Origin of the sequence: Saccharopolyspora sp. NPDC000359, from assembly GCF_040300525.1 — a bacterium.
Lineage (GTDB): Bacteria > Actinomycetota > Actinomycetes > Mycobacteriales > Pseudonocardiaceae > Saccharopolyspora.
Genome location: NZ_JBEPDU010000032.1, coordinates 50,025 through 71,306, shown reverse-complemented (window position 1 = coordinate 71,306; position 21,282 = coordinate 50,025). Strand labels below are relative to the sequence as shown.

General features: G+C 72.4%; 21 protein-coding genes. 2 read left to right on the top strand and 19 right to left on the bottom strand.

Going from position 1 to position 21,282, the window contains the following annotated elements; all coding sequences use genetic code 11:
• Window positions 1–47 precede the first annotated feature (47 nt).
• The 14 genes from ABT324_RS20810 to ABT324_RS20745 all read right to left on the bottom strand — a co-directional run bounded on the left by ABT324_RS20810 (window position 48) and on the right by ABT324_RS20745 (window position 14,986).
• Window positions 48–1,046 carry a transketolase family protein gene (locus ABT324_RS20810; RefSeq protein ID WP_351179904.1) on the bottom strand — a complete coding sequence of 333 codons (999 nt, stop codon included), beginning with the start codon at window positions 1,044–1,046 and terminating at the stop codon, window positions 48–50.
• Window positions 1,043–1,906, bottom strand: coding sequence for a transketolase (locus ABT324_RS20805; RefSeq protein ID WP_351179901.1), 864 nt, complete (start codon window positions 1,904–1,906; stop codon window positions 1,043–1,045). The genes ABT324_RS20810 and ABT324_RS20805 overlap by 4 nt, the downstream gene beginning before the upstream one ends.
• 27 nt (window positions 1,907–1,933) lie before the next feature.
• On the bottom strand, window positions 1,934–3,247 hold the full coding sequence (locus ABT324_RS20800) for an MFS transporter (protein WP_351179898.1): 1,314 nt from the start codon (window positions 3,245–3,247) through the stop codon (window positions 1,934–1,936).
• Window positions 3,248–3,276: 29 nt separating this feature from the next.
• Window positions 3,277–4,134: an NAD(P)-dependent oxidoreductase gene (locus ABT324_RS20795; RefSeq protein WP_351179895.1), complete on the bottom strand. Its 858-nt coding sequence runs from the start codon at window positions 4,132–4,134 to the stop codon at window positions 3,277–3,279.
• Window positions 4,135–4,230: 96 nt separating this feature from the next.
• Window positions 4,231–4,929: a FadR/GntR family transcriptional regulator gene (locus ABT324_RS20790; protein ID WP_351179892.1), complete on the bottom strand. Its 699-nt coding sequence runs from the start codon at window positions 4,927–4,929 to the stop codon at window positions 4,231–4,233.
• 108 nt (window positions 4,930–5,037) lie between these two features.
• Window positions 5,038–6,084: a glucose 1-dehydrogenase gene (locus tag ABT324_RS20785; protein ID WP_351179889.1), complete on the bottom strand. Its 1,047-nt coding sequence runs from the start codon at window positions 6,082–6,084 to the stop codon at window positions 5,038–5,040.
• Window positions 6,085–6,231: 147 nt separating this feature from the next.
• Entirely contained in the window at window positions 6,232–6,708 is a 477-nt protein-coding gene (locus tag ABT324_RS20780; RefSeq protein WP_351179886.1) for a nitroreductase family deazaflavin-dependent oxidoreductase, read from the bottom strand.
• Window positions 6,699–7,898, bottom strand: coding sequence for an FAD-dependent oxidoreductase (locus ABT324_RS20775; RefSeq protein WP_351179883.1), 1,200 nt, complete (start codon window positions 7,896–7,898; stop codon window positions 6,699–6,701). Before ABT324_RS20775 ends, ABT324_RS20780 begins: the two co-directional genes overlap by 10 nt.
• Window positions 7,886–8,473 (bottom strand): TetR/AcrR family transcriptional regulator, encoded by a 588-nt coding sequence (locus ABT324_RS20770; RefSeq protein WP_351179880.1) that lies wholly within the window; start codon window positions 8,471–8,473, stop codon window positions 7,886–7,888. Before ABT324_RS20770 ends, ABT324_RS20775 begins: the two co-directional genes overlap by 13 nt.
• A gap of 187 nt (window positions 8,474–8,660) precedes the next feature.
• A complete protein-coding gene (locus tag ABT324_RS20765; RefSeq protein ID WP_351179877.1) occupies window positions 8,661–10,037 on the bottom strand; it encodes a tripartite tricarboxylate transporter permease in 1,377 nt (458 codons plus the stop codon).
• Window positions 10,034–10,450: a hypothetical protein gene (locus ABT324_RS20760; protein ID WP_351179874.1), complete on the bottom strand. Its 417-nt coding sequence runs from the start codon at window positions 10,448–10,450 to the stop codon at window positions 10,034–10,036. Before ABT324_RS20760 ends, ABT324_RS20765 begins: the two co-directional genes overlap by 4 nt.
• Window positions 10,447–11,724, bottom strand: a complete 1,278-nt coding sequence (locus tag ABT324_RS20755; protein WP_351179871.1) for a hydroxymethylglutaryl-CoA reductase, degradative — start codon at window positions 11,722–11,724, stop codon at window positions 10,447–10,449. The genes ABT324_RS20760 and ABT324_RS20755 overlap by 4 nt, the downstream gene beginning before the upstream one ends.
• Before the next feature lie 193 nt (window positions 11,725–11,917).
• Window positions 11,918–13,846: a helix-turn-helix domain-containing protein gene (locus tag ABT324_RS20750; protein WP_351179868.1), complete on the bottom strand. Its 1,929-nt coding sequence runs from the start codon at window positions 13,844–13,846 to the stop codon at window positions 11,918–11,920.
• A gap of 90 nt (window positions 13,847–13,936) precedes the next feature.
• A complete protein-coding gene (locus ABT324_RS20745; RefSeq protein WP_351179865.1) occupies window positions 13,937–14,986 on the bottom strand; it encodes an NAD(P)-dependent alcohol dehydrogenase in 1,050 nt (349 codons plus the stop codon).
• A gap of 111 nt (window positions 14,987–15,097) precedes the next feature.
• Between ABT324_RS20745 and ABT324_RS20740 the strand changes: the two genes are divergently transcribed.
• Window positions 15,098–15,682: a TetR/AcrR family transcriptional regulator gene (locus ABT324_RS20740; RefSeq protein ID WP_351179862.1), complete on the top strand. Its 585-nt coding sequence runs from the start codon at window positions 15,098–15,100 to the stop codon at window positions 15,680–15,682.
• Between the two features lie 31 nt (window positions 15,683–15,713).
• Here ABT324_RS20740 and ABT324_RS20735 read toward each other — a convergent pair whose 3' ends face one another.
• Entirely contained in the window at window positions 15,714–16,511 is a 798-nt protein-coding gene (locus tag ABT324_RS20735) for a siderophore-interacting protein (protein WP_351179859.1), read from the bottom strand.
• A 282-nt stretch (window positions 16,512–16,793) separates the two neighbouring features.
• Between ABT324_RS20735 and ABT324_RS20730 the strand changes: the two genes are divergently transcribed.
• Entirely contained in the window at window positions 16,794–18,059 is a 1,266-nt protein-coding gene (locus ABT324_RS20730) for an MFS transporter (RefSeq protein ID WP_351179856.1), read from the top strand.
• Here ABT324_RS20730 and ABT324_RS20725 read toward each other — a convergent pair.
• The 4 genes from ABT324_RS20725 to ABT324_RS20710 all read right to left on the bottom strand — a co-directional run bounded on the left by ABT324_RS20725 (window position 18,037) and on the right by ABT324_RS20710 (window position 21,265).
• Complete coding sequence (locus tag ABT324_RS20725) at window positions 18,037–18,885, bottom strand: NAD(+)/NADH kinase (protein WP_351179853.1); 849 nt, start codon at window positions 18,883–18,885, stop codon at window positions 18,037–18,039. The two genes, ABT324_RS20730 and ABT324_RS20725, sit on opposite strands and share 23 nt — an antisense overlap.
• A gap of 78 nt (window positions 18,886–18,963) precedes the next feature.
• Window positions 18,964–19,905, bottom strand: a complete 942-nt coding sequence (locus ABT324_RS20720) for an aldo/keto reductase (protein WP_351179850.1) — start codon at window positions 19,903–19,905, stop codon at window positions 18,964–18,966.
• Window positions 19,906–19,972: 67 nt separating this feature from the next.
• Window positions 19,973–20,560, bottom strand: a complete 588-nt coding sequence (locus ABT324_RS20715; RefSeq protein WP_351179847.1) for a DUF1707 SHOCT-like domain-containing protein — start codon at window positions 20,558–20,560, stop codon at window positions 19,973–19,975.
• A gap of 72 nt (window positions 20,561–20,632) precedes the next feature.
• A complete protein-coding gene (locus ABT324_RS20710; RefSeq protein WP_351179844.1) occupies window positions 20,633–21,265 on the bottom strand; it encodes a maleylpyruvate isomerase N-terminal domain-containing protein in 633 nt (210 codons plus the stop codon).
• Between the last annotated feature and the right edge of the window lie 17 nt (window positions 21,266–21,282).

The following is a 21,282-nucleotide window of genomic DNA, read 5'->3' as shown; positions in this document are numbered from 1 at the left end:
TCCCCATTGGGGTCGCGTCGGGTGGGGCCGAGGGGCCCTGGGTTGGGTCAGGTGGACAGTTCGGTGAGGGTGCGTTGCACGATCTTGTCGCGGGAGAGGCCGTAGCGGTCGTGGAGGGTTGGTAGGGCTCCGGCGGCGAGGAACTCGTCCGGTAGGCCGATCGGGACCACTCGGCGGGAGAGCCCGGCGCGGACTGCGGCCGCGGCCACCGTCTCGAAGAGGCCACCGACCACCGTGTGGTTCTCCAACGTCACCGCCAGCCGGTCGGTGTCGACCTCGGCCAGCACGGTCTCCGCGTCGAACGGTTTGATCGTCGGAGTGTGCACCACGGCGGCGTCGACGTTGTGGGTGGCCAGCTCCTCGGCCGCCTGCAACGCCCGCATGGTCATGAGACCGCTGGAGATGAGCACGACGTCCCGCCCGCCGCGCAGCACCGCTGCCTCGCCGAGGCGGAAGGTGTAGTCGTACTCGTCGAGGACCGTCGGCACCTTGCCGCGCAGCAGGCGCAGGTAGGTCGGTCCGTCGCTGGCCGCCAGCTGCGGCACCGCCTGCTCGATGTCCACCGAGTCGCACGGGTCGACGATCGTCAGGTTCGGCATGCCGCGGAAGATCGCGATGTCCTCGGTCGCCTGGTGGCTCGGCCCGTAGCCGGTGGTGAGGCCGGGCAGGCCGCCGACGATGTTGACGTTGAGGCCGGGTTCGGCGATGTCCAGGCACAGGAAGTCGTAGGCCCGGCGGGCGGCGAACACGCTGTAGGTGGAGGCGAACGGCACCAGTCCGACCTCGGCCAATCCCGCCGCAGCGCCGAACAGCAGCTGCTCGGCCATCCCCATTTGGAAGAACCGGTCGGGGTGCGCCCCGGCGAAGACGTGCATGTCGGTGTACTTGCCGAGGTCCGCGGTGAGCCCGACGACGCGCTGGTCGGTCTCGGCGAGCGCGGCCAGGGCGTGCCCGAACGGCGCGCTGGTGGTCCGCTGCCCGGGGTCGGCGAACGAGGCGATCATCGCCGAGGTGGTGAGCCGCTTGGGCCTGGTGCTGGTCGTCATCGGGCTTCCCCTCCTCGTCCGGCCGCCAGCTGCTGGCGGCACAGTTCCCACTCGTCGGCGTCGATGCGCATGAAGTGCGCCTTCTCCCGGGCTTCCAGCAGCGCAACACCCCGGCCGATCCGCGTGTCGCAGAGGATCACCGAGGGCTGCCCGGAGTCGGCGGACCGCTCGGCGATCGCGTCGAAGGCCGCCAGCAGCGCGTCGACGTCGTTGCCGTCGACGCGCTGGGTGAACCAGCCCGCGGCGGCCCACTTCTCCTCGGCCGGTTCGATGCTCAGCACCGACTCGGTCCTGCCGTCGGCTTGCAGCGCGTTCATGTCGACCAGCGCGGTGAGCCGCCCCAGCCGGTGGTGCGCGGCGCCCATCGCCGCCTCCCACGTCGAGCCCTCGTCGAGCTCGCCGTCGGAAAGGAAGTTGATGACGCGGGCCTGCGAACCCCGCAACCGCAGGCCCAGCGCCATGCCGACCGCCACGGTCAGCCCGTGGCCCAGCGAGCCCCCGGAGATCTCCATCCCCGGCGTGTAGGAGGCCATGCCCGACATCGGCAGCCGCGAGCCGTCCGAGCCGTAGGTCTCCAGCTCCTCGACCGGGATGGTCCCGGCCTCGGCGAGCGCGGCGTAGAGGGCGATGGCGTAGTGCCCGGTGGAGAGCAGGAACCGGTCGCGCTCCGCCCAGTACGGGTCGTCGGCGCGGAACCGCAGCTGGTCCAGGTAGGTAGCGGCGAGCACGTCCGCCACCCCGAGCGCCTGCCCGACGTAGCCCTGCCCCTGGACCTCACCCATGTCCAGGATGTGGTGGCGCATCCGGTAGGCGGCCTCCCGCACCACCTCGGTGCGCGTGCGCTGATCGACAGCGGTCATCGTGCGTTGTCCTCCTGACTTCCGCGTTCACGCCGAACGGACGTGGTCGGTGGGGCGCGCCGCGGTCGAACCGGTGCGCGCCGGGGCGGTTTCGGCGCAGAAGCGGGCGGCGGAGGTCGAGATGATGCCCAGTGCCACGAACAGCAGCGCCGGACCGACCCACCCCATGACGCCGAAGAGCGCGGTGGCCAGGAACGGCAGCAGGCCTGCGATCACCGAGGCGCCGTTGTAGCCGAGCGAGATGCCGGACGAGCGGACCTCGCTGGGGAACTGCTCGGCGAACCAGGAGGCCTCGACGGCGAAGATCGGGTCGTGGCTGAACAGCAGCCCGAGCGCGACGGCGACCACGGCCGCGATGCCGATGCCGGTGTTGACCAGGAAGAACATCGGGAACCCGAAGGCGATCGTGAAGGTCGAGCCGATCAGGAACACCGGTTTTCGGCCGATCCGGTCCGACAGCGCACCGAACAGCAGGTGGCTCACCAGGCCCAGCGCCGACCCGACGATGGTGCCCAGCAGCACGTTCTGCTTGTCGGTGAGCGAGGCCAGCACGACGTAGGACAGCATGAAGCTGGTCGTCACGTAGTACCCGCCGGTCTCGGCCAGCCGCAGCGCCATGATCCGCACGACGATCCGCCAGTCGCGGCGCAGCACGTCGAGCGCCGGGGTCTTGCGGATGGCACCCGCCGACTTGACCTTGGCGAACTCCGGCGACTCGCCCACCCGGTTCCGGATGTACATGCCCGCGGCCACCATCACGACGGAGGCCAGGAACGGCGCCCGCCACACCCAGTCGCCGGTGAACAGCGCCTCGGACAGCAGGAAGGCGCCGTTGGCCAGCAGCAGACCAGCCGGGATGCCGATCTGCGGCACTGCGCCGAAGAAACCGCGCTTGCGCTCCGGCGCGTGCTCCACGGCCATCAGGACCGCACCGCTCCACTCCGCGCCGAACCCGATGCCCTGCACGATGCGCAGCAGGATCAGCAGCACCGGGGCCAGGACCCCGACCTGCGCGTGGGTCGGCAGCACCCCGACGAGCACGGTGGCCGCGCCCATCACGGTCAGCGACCACATCAGGACCCGCTTGCGACCGAGCCGGTCACCGTAGTGCCCGGCGAGGTAGCCGCCGAGCGGGCGGAACAGGAAGCCGACGGCGAGCGTGGCGAACGAGGCGAGCACGCCCAGGATCGCACTGCCGGAGTGGAAGAACGCGGTGCCGAAGTAGGCGGCGGAAGCGGTGCCGTAGATGAAGAAGTCGTAGCTCTCCACGGCGGTGCCGATCATCGAGGCGAAGGAGACCTTCGCCGGGTTGTCCCGAGTGGCCCCGGACGCGTCGGACATGGCTGCACTCCTCGCAGTCGTGGGGCTGGTCAGCGGTAGGTCTCGATCACGCGGGAGTCGTCGCGCCGGACCAGCCCGGCGTCCGCGGCCCGCTGGTACCGGTCGCGGGCGGTGTCCAGCAGCGGCGTCTCGGCGCCGACCTGGCGGGCGGCTCCGGCGACCAGCCCGGAGTCCTTTACGAAGATGCCGATCGAGCTGGTGACCTCTACGTCGGTGCCCCGCAGCATCCGCGGTCCGCGGTCGGAGAGCATCCAGGACGCGGCGGCGCCCTGCTCCACCATGGACAGCACCGCCTGCGGATCAAGCCCGAGCCGGTCGGCGAGCGCGAGCGCTTCCGCGGCGGCCACGATGTGCACCGAGCACAGGTGCTGGTTGACGACCTTGATCGCCTGCCCGTCCCCCAGGCGCTCCCCGACCTCCCGGACCGCGCCGAAGCACTCCAGGACATCGCGCACGGCCTCGACATCGTCGCTGGCGCCCGCGGTGAACAGCGTCAGCTCACCGGTGCGCGCCCGCGCCACTCCCCCGGTGACGGGCGAGTCCACGACGACCGCACCGGCTTCGACCAGCCGCGCGCCCTGCTCGCGGACCGCGTCGGGCCCGACCGTGCTCATCACGATCCAGCGCTGGCCGTCCACCGCTCCGGCGAGCGCGCTCGTCACGAGCGCCCCGAGCTGCTCCGGCGTGGCCACCATGACCACGACGACCGAGGCGTCCGGCACCTCGGCGAGGTCCGCGACCGAGGGCACCCCGGCCGCGGTCGCGCGCTCGACGGCGGCGGGCAGCGCGTCGACACCGGTCGTCGGGTGGCCCGCGGCCACCAGCCGCTGCGCCATCGGCAGGCCGATCGCACCGACGCCGACGAAGGCGGTTGCGTGGTCAGACATCGTCGTCCTCCGCTCCATCCGTGCGGGCAGCACGGATCGCGCCCAGCGCGGGACCGGCTGGGCTGGAATTGGGAAAACCGTTGTGGGGTCGGGTGGTCAGCGCTCCGCGGCCAATGTGGACCAGACCTCGAAGTGGCGGCGCATGGCGAGGCGGGCGCCCTCGGCGTCGCGTTCGGCGACTGCTTCGACGATCCCGTAGTGCACGGTGTCCACGACCCGGGACTGCCCGGGTTCGACCGGCAACCGCTCCACCGCCAGCCGCCGCCGCTCGACGACCTCGGTGCGCAGGGCATGGCTCAACCCGTCCTGCAGCAGCCCGAAGATCGGGTTGTCCACGATCAGGAACAGCGTGCGGTGGAACTCCAGGTCGGCTTCCAGCGCGCGGGCGTCGTCGCCCGCCGAGCTGGCCTGCACCATCTCGTCGACCAGGCGGCGCAGCTCGTCCACGTCGTCGGCGGTGGCCAACCGGGCGGCCGACTCGGCCACCGACAGCTCGATCATCTCCCGCGCCGAGCGGAACTCGCCGGTGCCGAGCTGGCCGAGCTGGCGGGACAGGTCGAAGTACAGCCGGATGAAGGTGGCGTCCGGGACCCGCAGGTAGGACCCGCGCCCCTGGGTCCGCTCGACGAACCCGAGCAGCTCCAGGGTGGCGAGCTCCTCGCGCAGCGCGCCGCGGCTGATGTCGAGCGCGGCCACCAGCTCCCGCTCGGTGGGCAGCCGCAGCCGACCGGTCGCGGCCTCCGGCGTGGCCTGCTCGGCGAGCCGCTGCACCAGGAACGAGAGGTCGACGCCCATCCGCACTGCCTCCTCACCAGCCGCGACCCGGATTGGTCCGACTAATGCAGGCACCGTAAGGACCCGGAACCGCAGCTGTCAAGGCATTGGTCAACCAATGCTGCCCAGTCAGTCCTCGAGGTCCACGACGACCTTCACCTCGCCCGGCCCGGTGGCGAGGGCCTCGGTCCAGTTCCGCAGCGGGACCCGGCGGCTGATCAAGGACTCCAACCAGCCGCGGTCGGCGGCGGACAACGCCCGCACCGCCTGGTCGTAGTGGCGCAGGTTCGCGTTCACGCTGCTCACGATGACGTCGTTGTCCAGCAGCAGTTCGTTGTCGATCACCTGCCCGACGGGGAAGGGCAGGGTGCGGCGGTGGCCCGCGAGACCGGTCAACACGGTGATGGCGTTGCGCGCGGTGTGCTGCAGGACCTCGAACACGAGCGCGCCGGACCCGGTCGTCTCGATCACGATGTCCGGTTCGCAGCGCAGGTCGTCCAGCGAGGTGTGGTAGGTGGCGCCCAGCGCGCGGACCAGGTCGGGCCGCCGCCCTTCCACCACCTCGTCGAGCACGTGCACCTCCAAGCCGCGCTGGACACCCAGCAGCGCGGCGAGCAGGCCTATCGAGCCCGCCCGGGTCACCAGCGCCCGGTGCGGGGCGAAGTAGGCGCGCCGACCGATCATGTCGACCTGCTCCCAGGCCTTGGCCACCACCGACGCGGGCTCGGTCAGCACGCCCAGGTCGCCGAGCGCGACACCCACCCGGATCGCGAACCGGGGCTCGACCGTCCACAGCTGCGCGCCGAAGCCGTCCAGCCCCCGGATGCCGCACTCGGTGTACCGGCCGTTGAGGCAGAAGTCCCACTGCCCGGCGGCGCAGGCCTCGCACGGCAGCGGGTCCGGGCGCCGGACGACACCGACCACGTGGTCACCGCTGTGGAACCCGCTGATGGCCGGGGCGTGGACCACCTGGCCGACGGATTCGTGGAAGAGGACCATGCGGTCCTGCCCCGGCGGCAGGACACCGCGCCCCTGCTCGACGACGTCGCGGTCGATGCGGCAGCACCCCACCAGCAGTCCCCGCACGAGCAGTTCGCCGGGCGCTGGAACGGGATCGGGCCGCCCGGTGACCGCCGACAGCTCCGGCCTGCCGGGCACCACGGTGGCAGCCTCCACCCCGATCCCCCCTCCTCCCCGCGGCGTCGTCCGAAGCGGGCCTGTCCGCCCGCCCGGCACGGGGTCGGTCGCCAAACCACAGTGCTGCGGATGCCGAGTCCCCGCAACACGCCGGTCGACCCCTGGTCCCAGCGCTGGCCCGGGGGCTCAGCGTCTCGGCCGGAACGCGATCGCCCGCGTGCGCGCGGCGACCTCCGGCCAGCGCTCGTCGGCCGGGTCCGCCGGGAACCCCAGCAGCGGCGCCAGGCGCTTCCACGCGCGCGGGTGTGCCTGCTGGTAGTCCAGGAGCAGCCGCTGCACCTCCGCGGCGTCGAGGAAGCGCTGCTCGGGTGCGGGCCACCGCTGGCTGCCCAGCCGCACTTCGATGGCCGGTGCCGCTTGGATGTTGCGGTACCAGTCGGGGTTCTTGCCCCACGCGGCCACCACGACGACCTCGGGCACGTCCGGGTCGTGGCGCACGACTTCGACGACCACCTCGCGCCGGGCCCCGGTCTTGCGGCCGCGGTGCGCGAGGTAGACGAACCGGTGTCCTACCAGCCAGCCCAGGCGCGCGCGGTAGAGGTGGATCGGCGCCCGCAGCAGGATTCGCAGCAGGCCGCGCGGTTTCCGGTCGGTCAACGCCATGCGTGGTCCCTCCCACCATTGTTGCGGAGTTCTCCGATGAGCGTGCTGTGCTTGCCGACCAACCCGGTGGCGACGAAACGGTCCAACCCAGGAACCCGGGCCAGCGCCAGCATGGTGCGCCGGAGCTGCTGCTCGGCGCGGGTCCGCGGCAGGAACCAGCGCACGCCCCGCCGCGCGACCCGCTGCTTCTCCTCGACCACTGGCCGCCACAGCTGCTCGTAGCGCTCCAGCCCGGCTTCCACCGCACCGGCGCGCAGCTGCTCGGCGAGCACGTAGGCGCCCGCGATGCCGAGCGAAGCGCCCTGCCCCGCCACCAGCGACACCGCGCAGCACGCGTCGCCGACCAGCACCACGCGGCCGCGGTGCCAGCGCGGCACCTCGACCTGCGCGACCTGGTCGTAGTAGATCTCCTCGCCCGGCGGGCACTTCGCCAGCACGGTCGGCACCACCCAGCCGAGCGAGCCGTACTCCGCCAGCAGCGCCTGCCGCGGGTCCGCGGGCAGGGTGGGGTCGGCGGCGCGGTGCACGGCGAAGACCGCGAGGCGGCCGTTGCGCATCCCGTACAGCCCCATCTGGCGGTCGAGAGTGTCGGTGAGGTGGAACCGGTTCCCGACCTCGGCGTGCAGCCGCGAGTCCTCGAAGGTGAAGGCCGCCGTGTGGAACCCGAGGTGGCGCAGGTGGTCCGACTCCGGCCCGAACACCATCCGGCGCACCGCCGAGTGGATCCCGTCGGCACCGACGAGCAGGTCGGCGTGCAGCTCCTGGCCGTCAGCCAGCGTCACGCGCACCCCGTCGGAGCCGTCCTCGATGTGCGCGGGACTGGCGCCGAAGCGCAGGTCCACGTCCTCCGGCAAGCTCTCCCGCAGCACCGACTCCAGGTCCGGGCGCATGATGCTCACCAACCGCTGCCCCATGCTGCGGCCGAACTGGTCGAAGTCCAGCCGTGCCCGGCGGCGCCCGGACTGGTCGACGAACCGCGCCTCGTCGACGCGGTAGCCGACTTCGAGCAGCCGGGGCAGCACGCCCATCTCCTCGGCGGCGTCGTAGCCCGGTCCGAAGAAGTCGATCATGTACCCCTGGGTGCGCGGGCCGGGGGCCTTCTCCAGCACCACCACGTCCGCGCCCAGCTCGGAGAGCCGGTGCGCCAGCGCCAGCCCGGCGATCCCAGCTCCACAGATCACGACCTCCACCGCGCACCCCCCGGGGTCTGGACCATCCGGACCAGGACCGGGAGCACGACCTCGGAGGTCAACGCCGGGTCCAGCGCGCGCTGCATCACCAGGCCGTCGATCGACGCCCCCACCACTGCCGCCGTCGCCTCCGGTTCGGCCACCCCGCGCGCGCCGAGCCACCCGGCCAGCCGCGCCCGGAACTCCGCCATCACCTCGGCGACCTGGTCGCGCAGCTGCGCATCGCGGGTGGCCGCGAGGTAGGCCTCGGTGAACACCATCGAGACGGCGTCGTCGCCGGTGTAGTCGTCCAGGGAGGACACCATGAGCCGCAGCGCGTCCGCCGGGTCCTCCACCTGTTCCAACAGCGATTCGAGGGACCCGCCGACCTCGCGCATCGCCGCCACGGCCGCGGCGGACAGCAGTTCCTGGACGGAGCCGAAGTGGTAGTGCACCAACCCGGCGCCCACCCCGGCCCGTTCGGCCACCGTCCGCGTGCTGACCCCGCCCCACCCGCGTTCGGCGATCAGCTCCACCGCGGCGACCAGCAGCCGCTCGCGCACCTCCCTCCCGCGTTCCGCCGACTTCGGCCCCATGCCGACCTCCTCCTTGATTTGGGCACTTGCCCAAGGCGTTTGCCCAAACCGTAGCACCGCCGTCGACGGACACGCGAACGGCCCGCGATCTCCGTGGAGGTCGCGGGCCGCGAGCAGCAGGACGCTCCGTTGTCGTTCGATGCGGGAAGCGGCGGCGGGCAGCACCACGACCGTCACAAGTGGAGGGTCAGACCACGCTGATGACCGTGGGGACGAACAGGACCGCGACGTAGTAGGCCATGAACTGGACTCCCGCGTTCATACCGAACAGGCGGTTCGCCACGCCCGCGAACGTCGCGATCAGCAGCGTCGCCGCCACGCCGAACGGGCCGCCCTCGTACCAGGAGATCACCACGATCAGACCGGCGAAGGCACCGATGAGGGCCTCGTGGCTGACCTTGCGCATCACCCACAGGCTCGCCGAGCGGGCGAAGTTCATGCTCAGCGGGTAGGCGACCACCGCCGCCAGCGCCACCCCGACCAGGCCGAAGACCAGGAACTGCCAGGTCGACATCATCGTGTGCAGGTTGCTCACCTGCCCCGTCGCCTCGTCGACGCCGTACACCGGCGGGGCGTTGAACAGCGGTGCCGCCGGGCCCGCCGCGACCGGGCTCAGCGGCAGGCCGAAGGCGACCAGCGGGATCAGCGTCTCGGCCAGGTAGGTCGACTCCGTGGTGCCGTTCTTGACCGCGAGGACCGAGGTCAGCCGCTCGTAGACGTGCTTGACGCGGGAACCGGTGATCTCCCCGGCCAGCACCGTGGTGGCCACCGGGCTGAACACGAAGGTCGTCGAGCTGACCCCGGCCGCGGCCGAGGTGAGCGCGAGCTGCTTCGGGCTGAGCACCTTCACCGGGTTCGGCAGGTAGCCACTCCAGTCCTTGACCTCCGGGGCCAGCCAGAACTCCTTGCGTCCGGTGCGGGGCAGCGACGCGCGCCCGGTGCGGGAGCCGAGCTGGAGCAGGTCGGCGATCAGCGGGCCGACGGCGATGCCGAGGAAGAAGCTGATGCTCAGCGTCTCCCCGATCACGTCCTTCGACAGCGCGTTGACCGCGGTCACCAGCAGCACGAACGGCACGATGCAGGCGGTGCTCGTCCAGCGCCCCGGCGAGAAGTAGCTGATCAGCAGCGCGGCGACGACGAACACGTACGGCGCGGCAGCGGTGATGTGAGTGCCCAGCGGGGCCAGCACCGCGGCGAGCCCGACCGCCACCGGCACCGCGATGAACGCCGACAGGATCGCGCCGGAGATCGCCTTGCGCAGCGCGATGTGCGGGATCCCCAGCCTGCGGAGCAGGTTCGCCTCCGGCAGCAGCGGCACCGCGGTGGTGTCGCCGGGGATGCCCAGCAGCGTGGTCGGGATGGCGTGGGTCATGTGCTTGGAGACCGCGCCCGCGATGAAGAAGGTGAACACCCCGACCGGCGGGACGCCGAGCATCACGACCAGCAGGGTCAGCGGCGCCAGGGTTGCCGTCTCGTCCGTGCCGGAGACCATCCCGATGGCGGAGAAGACCACCGCGCCGACCAGTCCTGCGCTCAGGGCCACCAGGACGTCGTGGAGGATCATGGCCCGACCTCCCGCCGTTCCGCCTGGGCGAATGCGTCGTGCAGGCCGACCGAGCGCAGTTCGCGTGCCGCGTGCGGCGACAGCGCGCCGGTGGACCCCCGGCCGTTGGCCGCCACGATCTCCTGAATCGCGGCCTGGTGCTCGTCGGGCGAGAGCGCGTGCTCGCGCACGGTGCGCTTGGGCGGGAACAGCTTCGCGCACACCACAGCAGCGACGATGCAGCCGAGCAGTCCCGCCAGCAGCGCGTACCCGTCCTGCAGTTCCGGGCTGACCGAGGTGCCCCGCAGGACGGCACCGGCCGCAAGCAGCGCACCCAACCCCGACGCGGCACCGAGCAGGACCGAGGACCACAGGTGCCTCGGGTTGACCGCGTCACCCCAGACCTGCACGTACTCCGGTTCGCGGCTGCTCATCGCCCGGCCTCCGCGCGCAGCTCGGCGAGGACCGCCTCGGCGTGGTCAACGCGGACCGCCCTGTCCCCGACCAGGCGGGCGACGACCGCCGCCAGCTCGTCCTCGGACGCCCCCGCGGCGACCGCGACGTTGCGGGCGTGCAGCGACATGTGGCCGCGCTGGATGCCCTCGGTCGCCAGTGCCCGCAGCGCGGCGAAGTTCTGCGCCAGACCGACCGCGGTGATGATCTCCGCCAGCTCGGCGGCGGTGGACACGCCGAGGACCTGCACCGCCCGCTGCGCCACTGGGTGGACCTTGGTGGCACCGCCGACCAAGCCCACGGCCATCGGCAGTTCGAGGCTGCCGACCAGGTTGCCCTCGGTGTCCCGCTCGAACCGGGACAACGCCGTGTAGCGCCCCTGCTCGCTGATGGCGTGCGAGTGCGCCCCGGCCTCCACGGCGCGGGTGTCGTTGCCGGTCGCGAGCACCACCGCGGTGATGCCGTTCATGATGCCCTTGTTGTGGGTCGCCGCCCGGTACGGGTCGGCCTCGGCCAGCGCCGCGGCGTGGACCATGTCGGCCACCACGTCGGCGCCGCCCAGGGACTCGGCGTCGAAGACGGCCCGCGCCCGGGCCAACCGCAGGTCGGCCTTGTTGGTCAGGATCCGCAGCAGCGGCCGCCCACCCGCGATCTGCCCGGCGCGGTCGGCGACCGCCTCGGCCATGGTGTTGACCGCGTTCGCCCCCATCGCGTCGCGCACGTCCACCACCAGGTGCGCGACGACGTAGCGCTGCACGCGGGAGTCCACCAGCCGCACCACCAGGTCGCGGACCCCGCCGCCGAACTCGACCAGCCGCGGGTCCTGCTGGTTCGCCAGCGCGATCAGCTCGTGCCGCGCCTCCAGCAGCCGCAGCCGCGCCGCCTCGGGGTCAGCGGTGTCCACGACCTGCACCTGGGCCTGCATGAGCGGGTCGGTGGACGAGGTGGTGAAGCCGCCGCGCACCCGGGCGATCCGGGCGGCGTTGCTGGCCGCGGCGACCACCGACGGCTCCTCGGTGGCCATGGGCACCAGCACGTCGCGGCCGTTGACCGTGAAGTTGGTCGCCACGCCCAGCGGGATGCCCAGCACGCCCACCACGTTCTCGATCATGTGCTCGGCCTGCTCCAGCCCCAACCCGGCGCTGGGGTCGAACACGGCCAGGTCGCCCTCGTCCGCGCCCGCGTGCGCCGCCACCAAGGCCCGTCGCTGAGCGACGGCGCGGTCCTTGAAGCCTGCAAGTCGACTGGTCGCCACCGTTCCTCCTGTGCACCGCGGGTGATCGGCGGGTGCGCCCTCGCGTCGGCGCGGCCGCACCGCCGTCCGTATGTCGAGGAACTGTAGGCAGCGCTCGGCGAACTGGACATGGATCAACGTCCCAGCCGTGCGCGGCAGGAATGGGGCGATCGCACATGCTGGTCGCCGTCGGCGAGGGACTGCGCACCCGGTGCTACGGGTCGAGCTGGAAACGCCGCCGCAGCTCCGCCAGGCGCACCGCCACCGAGAGGCGGAAGAACGGTTCCGGTTCGCGCCACGAGTCGCCGAGCAGGCTGGTGATCCGGTCGATCCGCTGCAGCACGGTGTTGGTGTGCACGCCCATCCGTCGGGCCGCGCGGACGGGGCTCGCGTTGCAGTCGACGAAGTGGCGCAGGGTGGTCAGCAGTTCGGTGCCGCGCTCGGCGTCCCAGCGCAGCACAGGGCCGAGCACGCGGTCGATGAACTGCTGCGCGCTGGCCGGTTCACCGGCGAACATCGAGGTGTAGGGCGCGTACTCATCGGCATCGGCCGCCGCGGACTCGACGCCCAGCGCGGCGAGGACCTGGCTGCAGTCCCGGACCGCGGCGAAGCGACCGGCGAGCTCGTCGAGGGCGTCGGCGGGCCGCGCGGCCACCGCCAGGACCTCCTCGACGCCCGTTCCCGCGCGCACCCGGTCCCGCACCGCCGCTGCCGCCTGCCGCGGCTCGGCTTCCGGCACGACGACCGTGACCACGCCCTCGACCTCACCGGACAGGCCGGACGTGGGAGCCAGGGCGCGCAGCGCCGCCCGGCGCAGCTCCGGGGCGACCACGGCGACGACGACGGTGCGCAGGTCCTGCGGACGCACCCGGCGGGCGCGCAGCCGCGCCGCGAGGTCGGAGTGCCGGCGCACGTCAGGGCTGAGGACGTCGTTGAGCAGCTCGCCGCGGACCCGGTCCTCCGCATAGCGGACGGCGTCCTGCTTCAGGGTCAGCAGCGCGGTGATCTGCGCGGCGCGCTCGATGGTGCGCTGCTCGACGGCCCCCAGCTCCACCGCGCCGTCACCGATGAGCAGCCCGCCAAGCACCATGTCCCCGGCCAGCACCGCGACGGCCGCGCGGTGCGCACCGGGCGGCTCGACCAGCGTGCACCGGCCCGACCGCCTGCTCTCGGCGAGCGCGGCCCGGACCGGCGAGGCGTCGACCACCCCCGCCGCGCCGCCGTCCGAGGAGGCGAGCACCGCGTGGTGCTCGTCGACGATCACCACGGGCCGCTGCAACGCGTCGCTCAGCGTCCGGGCGACATCGGTGGCGCCGCCACCGCGCAGGACGGCGGCGGTCAGCTCCTCGTGCACCTGCCCGGCGCGTTCCATGGCCTCGACGTGCTGAGCCAGCTCGGCGTACGCGCGCTGCGTTTCGTCCGCCGCGTCGCGGGCCTGCGAGAGCAGGCGGGCGGTCTGCAGGACGACTGCGACGTTGTCGGCGAAGGCCGACAGCAGCGCGACCTCCTCCGGGGAGAACGCGTGCTCGCTGCGGTTGGCCGCGAACAGGACGCCCAGCACGTGCTCCCCCGCGATCAGCGGGACCCCGAGGATGGATACCAAGCCTTCGGCGCGGACCGCGACGTCGATGCTGTCGGCGTGCGGCACGTCCCGCAGGTGCGCGTAGTGCGCAGTCCACTGTGGAGCGCGTGATTCGACGACCTTGCCCGCCAGCCCGGTGTGCGGCGGCACCCGCAACCGCTGGAAGGCCGCGGCGACGGCCCCGGCGGTGGAGCGGACCCGCAGCTCGCGGGTCCGCTCGTCGAACTCCGAGAGGTAGGTGACGTCGGTCCCGGCGAGGTCGTGGGCCCTGCGCACCAGGCCGGAGACCAGCTTGTCCACGTCGTGCAGCGCGGCGAGTTCCCGTGCGCAGGAGAACAGCGCGGACAGCTCCCGGTCGCGCCGGTGCAGCCGGGCCACCACGCCCTGCAGCTCGCGCACCCGCTGCCCGACCTGCCCCACCGACTCAACGTCGAGCTGCTCGGCGGCCAGCAGGTCGGCCACCGCGTCGTGCTCGTCGGGCAGGCCCTTGGCCGCCAGGTCGAGCAGGGCCAGCACCGCGTCGACCGAGATGCGCCCGCCCGGTGGCCCGGAACTGCTCACGCCCGAATCGTCCACTGGCGCATGGTACGCAGCACCGCCGGGGACCGGCGGCGGCGCGCTCGGGGGAACGCACGCCGCCGCCGGAGTCACTCAGCCGCCGATGGTGGCGGTGTCGATGACGAACCGGTAGCGGACGTCGCTGCTCTCCACCCGCGCGTAGGCCTCGTTGACCTCGTCCGCGGAGATCAGCTCGATCTCGGCGCCGATGCCGTGCTCGGCGCAGAAGTCCAGCATCTCCTGGGTCTCGGCGATGCCACCGATCATCGACCCGGCCAGCACCTTGTTGCCGCCCAGTAGGGAGAAGGCGTTGTAGGACAGCGGCTCGCCGGGCGCGCCGACGTTGACCATCGCGCCGCCCACCCGCAGCATGCCGAGGTAGGCGTCGATCGGCAGCTTCGCCGACACCGTGTTCAGGATCAGGTCGAAGCGGCCCTTCAGCGCCTCGAAGGTCGACTCGTCGCTGGTGGCGTAGTAGTCCTTGGCGCCGAGCCTGAGGCCGTCCTCCTGCTTCTTCAGGCTCTGGCTGAGCACCGTCACCTCGGCGCCCATTGCGGCGGCGAGCTTGACCGCCATGTGCCCGAGCCCACCGAGGCCGACCACCGCGACCCTCTTGCCCGGACCCGCACCCCACTGGCGCAGCGGCGAGTAGGTGGTGATGCCAGCGCACAGCAGCGGCGCCGCGACGTCGAGCTCGACGCCCTCCGGGATCCGGCACACGAAGGCGTCCTTGACCACGACCTGCTGGCTGTAGCCGCCGTAGGTGTTCTCGCCGTCGAAGCCGACGCCGTTGTAGGTCTGGACATTGCCCTTCACGCAGAACTGCTCGGTGCCGGCCTGGCAGTACTCGCACCCACCACAGGAGTCGACCATGCAGCCCACCCCGACCCGGTCCCCGACCCGGTACTTCGTCACGGCCGAGCCGACCGCGGCGACGACACCGGCGATCTCGTGCCCGGGGACCATCGGGAAGATCGCCTCGCCCCAGTCCTCCTTGGCCTGGTGGATGTCGCTGTGGCAGATGCCGGCGTAGGCGATGTCGATCAGCACATCGTCCGGCCGCAGGTCACGTCGCTCGATCGTCGTCTGCTCCAGGGGTGCCCCCGGGGCCGGGACGGCGATAGCGTGCGTGATCGTGCTCATGAAACCTCCGTGGGAAAGCCGTGCCACAGGTCCCGATCATGTGAGAGACCTCTTACATTCACTACGTAAGAGGGCTCTTACATATTCCGACCGGGCGATGTGACGTACGGCATGGGCAGCAAGTACCACCACGGCGACCTGCGCGCGGAGCTGGTGCGCGTCTCGCTCGACCTGATCGCCGAACGCGGTCTAAGCGGCTTCTCGGTGGCCGAAGTGGCACGCCGGGCCAAGGTCAGCCCGGCCGCCCCCTACCGGCATTTCCCGGAGCGGGAGAGCCTGCTGGCAGCCGCGGCGGCCACGGTCGCCTGCCAGCTCGCGGAACGCGTGCGGAGCGCGGTCGAGGCCCACGACGACCCCGTGGACGCGCTGGCGGCCGCCGCCGGCGCCTACACCGGCTACGTGATCGAGCGCCGGGCGGGCATGAACGTCATCTACGCGGAAGGCCTGCAGGGCCCCAAGCACGCCGAACTGCACGAGCAGACCCGGAGGCTCACCGACCAGTTCCTGAAGCTCTGCCTGGCGGTCTCAGCCGCCCCGCAGGACGCGCTCGAACTGATGGAGCAGCTGTTCACCCAAGCCCACGGCTACGGCATGTTCTGGCTCGACGGGGTCTTCACCAGGCAGGACTACACCCCCGACCAGGTCGTCCGGAAGTCCACCGCCGCAGCCCGCGCGGTGATCCGCGGCCACCACTGAGGCCGTCGGACCACCGCGGGCGGCTCCCGCCTCAGCGGCCTTCGACTCGGGCGAACTCGGCCTTCCACTCGCGGAAGCCCTCCTCGGTGCGCCCCTGGCGCCAGTAGCCCGAGATCGACACCTGGTCGCGGGTCAGGCCGCGCTCGCGGAGCAGGTGCGGGCGGATGCGGCGCATCACCTCGTGCGCCTCACCGTGCACGAAGGCGTGCACCCGGCCCGGTAGCCAGTCCAGGCCCCGGACCGCCGCGTCGAGCACGCCGTCCGCGCCGAGCTCGCGGCGGTGCAGGAAGGTCACCTCGCCGCGGGCCGGGACGTCGAGCTTCGGCTCGTGGTCCGCGGAGTCGACCAGCAGGACCGCGCGGACCACCGCGTCCGGCCCCAGGTCGGCCAGGGCCGCGCTGATCGCCGGGAGCGCCGTCTCGTCGCCCACCAGCAGGTGCCAGTCGGCCGCCGGGTCGGGTCGGTAGGCGCCGCCGGGGCCGTTGACCGCCAGCTGGTCCCCCGGCGCGGCCGCGGCCGCCCAGCGGCCCGCGACCCCCTCGTCCCCGTGCAGCACGAAGTCGATGGCCATCGTGCCGCTCTCGACGTCCGGGAACAGCGCGGTGAAGGTGCGGACGGTCGGCAGGTCCTCGGCGGGCAGTTCGCCGCGCAGCGCACGGACGTCGATCGGGTCGGGGTAGGTCACCCCCGGCTTCGGGAAGATCAGCTTGACGTAGCGGTCGGTGTGCTCGCTGCCCGCGAAGGCCGACAGGTCGTCGGTGCGGAACCACACCCGGCGCAGGGTGGGGGTCACCAGCTCCGCGCTGGTCACGGTCAGGTAAGTCGTCAATCGGACTCCTCGGCTCGCCGACGGGGACAACCCCAGTTCGTTAGGCAAGGCTAACTTGCTCGGCCGCCCGGTGGCCAGTCCGGAGCGCGATCGGATGCGTGTGCGGGATCGTGCATTCCGGTAGCACAACGCCTCCACAGTGGATCGTCGGGTCGCCGGTTTGGCTCCCGCGCGCACCCCTATCATGATCTCGGTCCGGAGCCATCAGCTCCGCCCTCACCCCTGGCGCAGCGAACATCTCGCGCCGACGCCGAAACCACCAGCACGGCCCGGGAAAGGCGCATGTCCACCTCCGTCGCGATCGCCACCGAGCAGACCCTGCCGATCCAGCGCGTGGTCCAGACCCCGGCACCGCGGAAGCGCTCGCAGGCGCTGGCGATCGCCGCCATCGTGGTGGCCGCGTTCAACGCCCGGACCGCGGTGACCGCGGTCGGCGCGGCGCTGCCCGAACTCCGCGCCGCGCTGGGGCTCGGCACCGCGGCGGTGTCCGCGCTCACCGCGCTGCCCGCCCTCTGCATCGCCGCGACGACGTTCCTCGTCCCGCTGCTGCGCCAGCGCTGGGGGACGCTGAGCAGCGTCGTGCTGTTCCTCGGCGTGCTGCTGGCCGGGCAGGCGGTGCGCATCACCCACGGCCAGTGGTCGCTGCTCGCCGGAACCGTCCTGGCCTGCTGCGCGATCGGCGGGCTGCAGGTCCTGCTGCCCGCGGTCTGCCAGCAGCTGGGCGGTTCGCACGCGGCCGCGCTCACCACCCTGTCGGCCAGCGTGATCGGTGCCGGAGCGGCCACGGCGACCGCGACCACGCCTTGGCTGACCTCGATCGGCGGGTGGCGCACCGGGCTGGGCGCCTGGATCCTGCCCGTCGCGGCCGCCCTCCTGCTGTGGTTGCCGCTCTCGCGCGCCACGACGACGAGCGCCGCGGCCCGCCAGCTCCCGCTGCCGCGGCGCGGTTCCCTGCTCCGCAGCGCCCGGGCCTGGTACCTGACGATGTTCATGGGCCTGCAGTCGCTGCAAGCGCTGTCCCTGCTGTCCTGGCAGCCGGTCCTGCTCCGGACCACGGGCGTCGGACCGGTCCGCGCCGCCGCGCTCAGCGCCGGGACCCTCGTGGTCAGCATCGTCGCCTCGGCGGTGATCACCGCCTCCTGCTACCGCAACGCCAAGCTCATCGGCACCTGGATGGTGCTGACCACCGGCAGCGGCGGGATCGGCCTGCTCGGGCTGCTCGTCGCGCCGAGCGCGGCGCCGGTCCTGTGGTCGGGGCTGCTGGGCGTGGGCATGGCCGCGCTGGCGCCCGCCATGGCCGCGATCCCCGCGCACACCACCGACAGCGGCGAGACGACCCGCCTGTCGGCGATGGCGCAGGGCTACGGCTACCTGCTCGCCGCCCTCGGCCCGGCCCTGATCGGCGCGCTCACCGACGCTTCGGCGACCGCGGACTGGGCGTTGGCGGCCCTGCTGTTCTTCAGCCTCCTCCAGTTCCTGTTCGCCGCCCTCGCCGCCCGCCCACCGCACGACCTGACCGCGGACCTCAGGTGGTCGGCGAACCGGTGAGCCGGAGCTTGCGCTGGGCCCGCTGGTAGAAGGTGGTGCGCCCGAGGCGCACGACGCGCGCCGCCGCGGGTTGGACGGTGATGTCGATGAGCGTGCCGGGTTCCGGGCGGGCGACGAGGCGCCCGTCGACCTCGACCCCGAGCTCCCCGCTGGAGGGCAGGATCCGCAGGGCCAGCTGCTCGCGCTCGGACAGGAACAGGGCGCGGTTGAACGCCGAGTGCGGTGCCACCGGCGTGATCAGCAGGCCTCCGACCTGGGGTGACACGATCGGCCCGCCCGCCGAGAAGCTGTAGGCGGTGGACCCGGTCGGGGTGGCGACGACGAGCGCGTCGGCGGAGTAGCTGACGAACGGGTGCCCCTCGATGTGCACCTCGATCGCGGCCATCCCGCAACCCGGCGAGCGCAGCAGGGCGATGTCGTTGAACGCGACCACGGAGCGACCCGAGCTGGTGATGCACAGCCCGGAACGGGCCTCGGTGGTGAAGCGGTCCTCGTCGATCGCGCACAGCGCTTCCGCCAGCTCGGGCGCGTCGACCTCGGGCAGGAAGCCCAGCCGCCCGAGGTTCACGCCCAGCACCGGCGTCCGGTGCTCGTGCGCGAGGCGCAGCGCCCGCAGCATGGTGCCGTCGCCGCCGAGGCTGACCACGAGGTCCGCCCGCCGGGCCAGCTCCTCGGCGCTGAGCTCCGGGAGCCCGGGAGCGGCTTCGCCGGTGAGCCCGACGACCTCGATGCCGCGCTCGCCCGCCCACTCGGCGATCGCCCCGACCACCTCGGTGCAGTGCCGACGCGGGTGCTGGACCAGACCGACCACCTTGATCGCGCCCATGACTCCGTCCCTTCCCCCGCGGACCACGCGTCCCGCATTCTCCGGCCCGGGGCCGGGGCGCGCTCGGTCGCGCTGGCGTCAGGGCAGGGGTTCGCCGCGGGCGGTGATCCAGAGCCGGTACCACTCCTCGTGGGTCAGGTCGGGTTCGCGCTGCGCGGCGTCCCGGCAGGCCAGGACCCGCTCGCGGTTCGTGCTCCCGATGACCGGTGCGATGCGGGCCGGGTGGCGCTGCAACCACCACAGCACGACCGCCTCCGGTGAGGTGCCCTTCGCTTCCGCGAGTTCCGCGACGAGCTGCGCGGTCGCCTGCTCGGTCGTGCTCTCCTGGCGCCCGGTGAAGCGCCCCTGGGCGAGCGGTCCCCACGCCTGCAGGGCGATGTCGTTGCGGCGGCAGTGCTCGACCGTCCCGGCCGGGAACCCGTTCGCCGCGCTCGCGGGCGTGTTCACCAGCACGCCGTCCTCGACCCAGTCCCGCCGGTGCAGGCTCATCTCCAGCTGGTTGACCACCAGCGGCACCCCGAGGTGCGCCTGAAGGTGCGCGATCTGCGCGGCGTTCATGTTGGACACGCCGAACTCCCGGACGAGCCCCTGCTCGTGCAGGGACATCAGCGCCTTGGCGACGTCCTCCGGATCGGCCAGCGGGTCCGGCCGGTGCAGCAGCAGCACGTCGAGCACGTCGGTCCGCAACCGGGTGAGGCTCTCCTCAACCCGCTGCACGATGCTGCGCCCACGCAGGTCGTAGATCCCCGGCCGCTCGCCATCCGCCACGCGGATGCCGCACTTGGTCTGCAGCACGATCCGCTCGCGCAACCCGGCCGAACGAGCCAGCACCTCACCAAAAGCGGCCTCGGCCTTGCCGTTCCGGTAGATGTCGGCGAGGTCGAACATGGTGATCCCGGCATCCAGCGCAGCCTGCACCGCAACCTCGGCCGCGGCGACGTCACCAGCCCCGAGCGGCTCGTCCCGGCTCCCACCAAGCCCCATGCACCCGTACACCAACCGGTGCTCCCGCACACTCATCTCCACAACCACGCCGCGCATCATGCCATGGTCGGCCCGGTGTTCTGGTGGGCGTTCAGGAGGTTCCCTAGCCCTTGCGGCGGAGTTTGCGGCGTTCCCAGGCGTTGGGGTGGCGGAGGACCACTCCGCCCATGCCGCCCGTTCCGCTGAGGCGGAGCAGGGGGGTGCCGGGCTCGCGGTGGGCAGTGGTCTTGTCCTTGAAGCCGCCCAGGCCGGGTTCCATCTCGCCGACCTGCGCGGCCCAGCCCTCGGGGATCACGAGGGTCACCCCGGCCTGCTGGCCGTGCGCCTCCACGTCAATCACCGGGAGCCTGCAGTCGACCTCGCTGAAGTCGATCTTCACACCACCCCAGCCGCCGTGCGCGCTGATCCGCTCGGGGACCTGCCAGCGCCCGGTCCGCGAGTTCCCGTACTTCCCGCCGTCGACGGCCAGCGGCTCGGTGGGAGGGGCGACCTGCGAGACCGGCAGGTCGGCGATGAGCGGGTCCAGCTCCGCGTAGGTCTTGGCCGCCAACGCCTGGTCCACCCGCTCGGTCAGCTCGGTGAAGTCGATGCGCCCCTCACCCGCGGCTTCCTGCAACCGCTGCACCACCGCCTCGCGATCGGCGTTGGACGCGCGCATCTCACCGCGACTCGCGGGTGTTTCGGACGCCATGCCGCAGATGATAACCAACGCGCCGCTCGATGATCGGCGATCGCCGAACGGCGCTGCTGGTGCGGGGCCTGCTCAGATCGCCGCGATGGTTCCCGGGGCCCGTTCGGCCCGGCTCAGCGCGCGCAGGACCGGGGTTTGGCCGTGCCGGACGACGGCGAGCTCGGCGAGCAGCCCGATCACCGGCTCGACGACCTCGTGCGGGAGTTCCGGGGTCTCGATGCCCGCGCTGACGGCCAGGTCGTCGGAGTGCACCGCGATTTCCATCATGCGGGTGACCAGGTAGTCCGCCAGCCGCACCGGGCGCTGCCCGAAGGAGACGACCCGGTCGTCGGGTTCCGCGGGCAGCGCGGCGCGCTGCTCCTCGACGGCCGCGGCGACCTCGGCGGCCAGCGCCGGTGCCCCGTCGACCGCCAGGTCCTCGCCCATCTCGCGGATGCGAACGTTGATGTCCGAGTCGATGCCGGTGTGGAAGGCCTGCGCCGCGCCGTAGAACTCGGTCAGGGACATCGGCCGCTCCGCGACCGGTTCCGCAGCCAGCATGCGGGTGACGTGCAGGACCTGGGAGCCCAGGTGCCCGGCGAGCCCCCGCACGCTGAACTCCGGCAACGCGCTGGGCTTGTCCCAGGCAGCCGACACCGCCGGGTCCCGGAGGAGTTCAACCGCGGCTTCCGCTGCCCGCAGGTACGCCCGGCTCATCGTGGTCATCGCTGCCTCCACACATC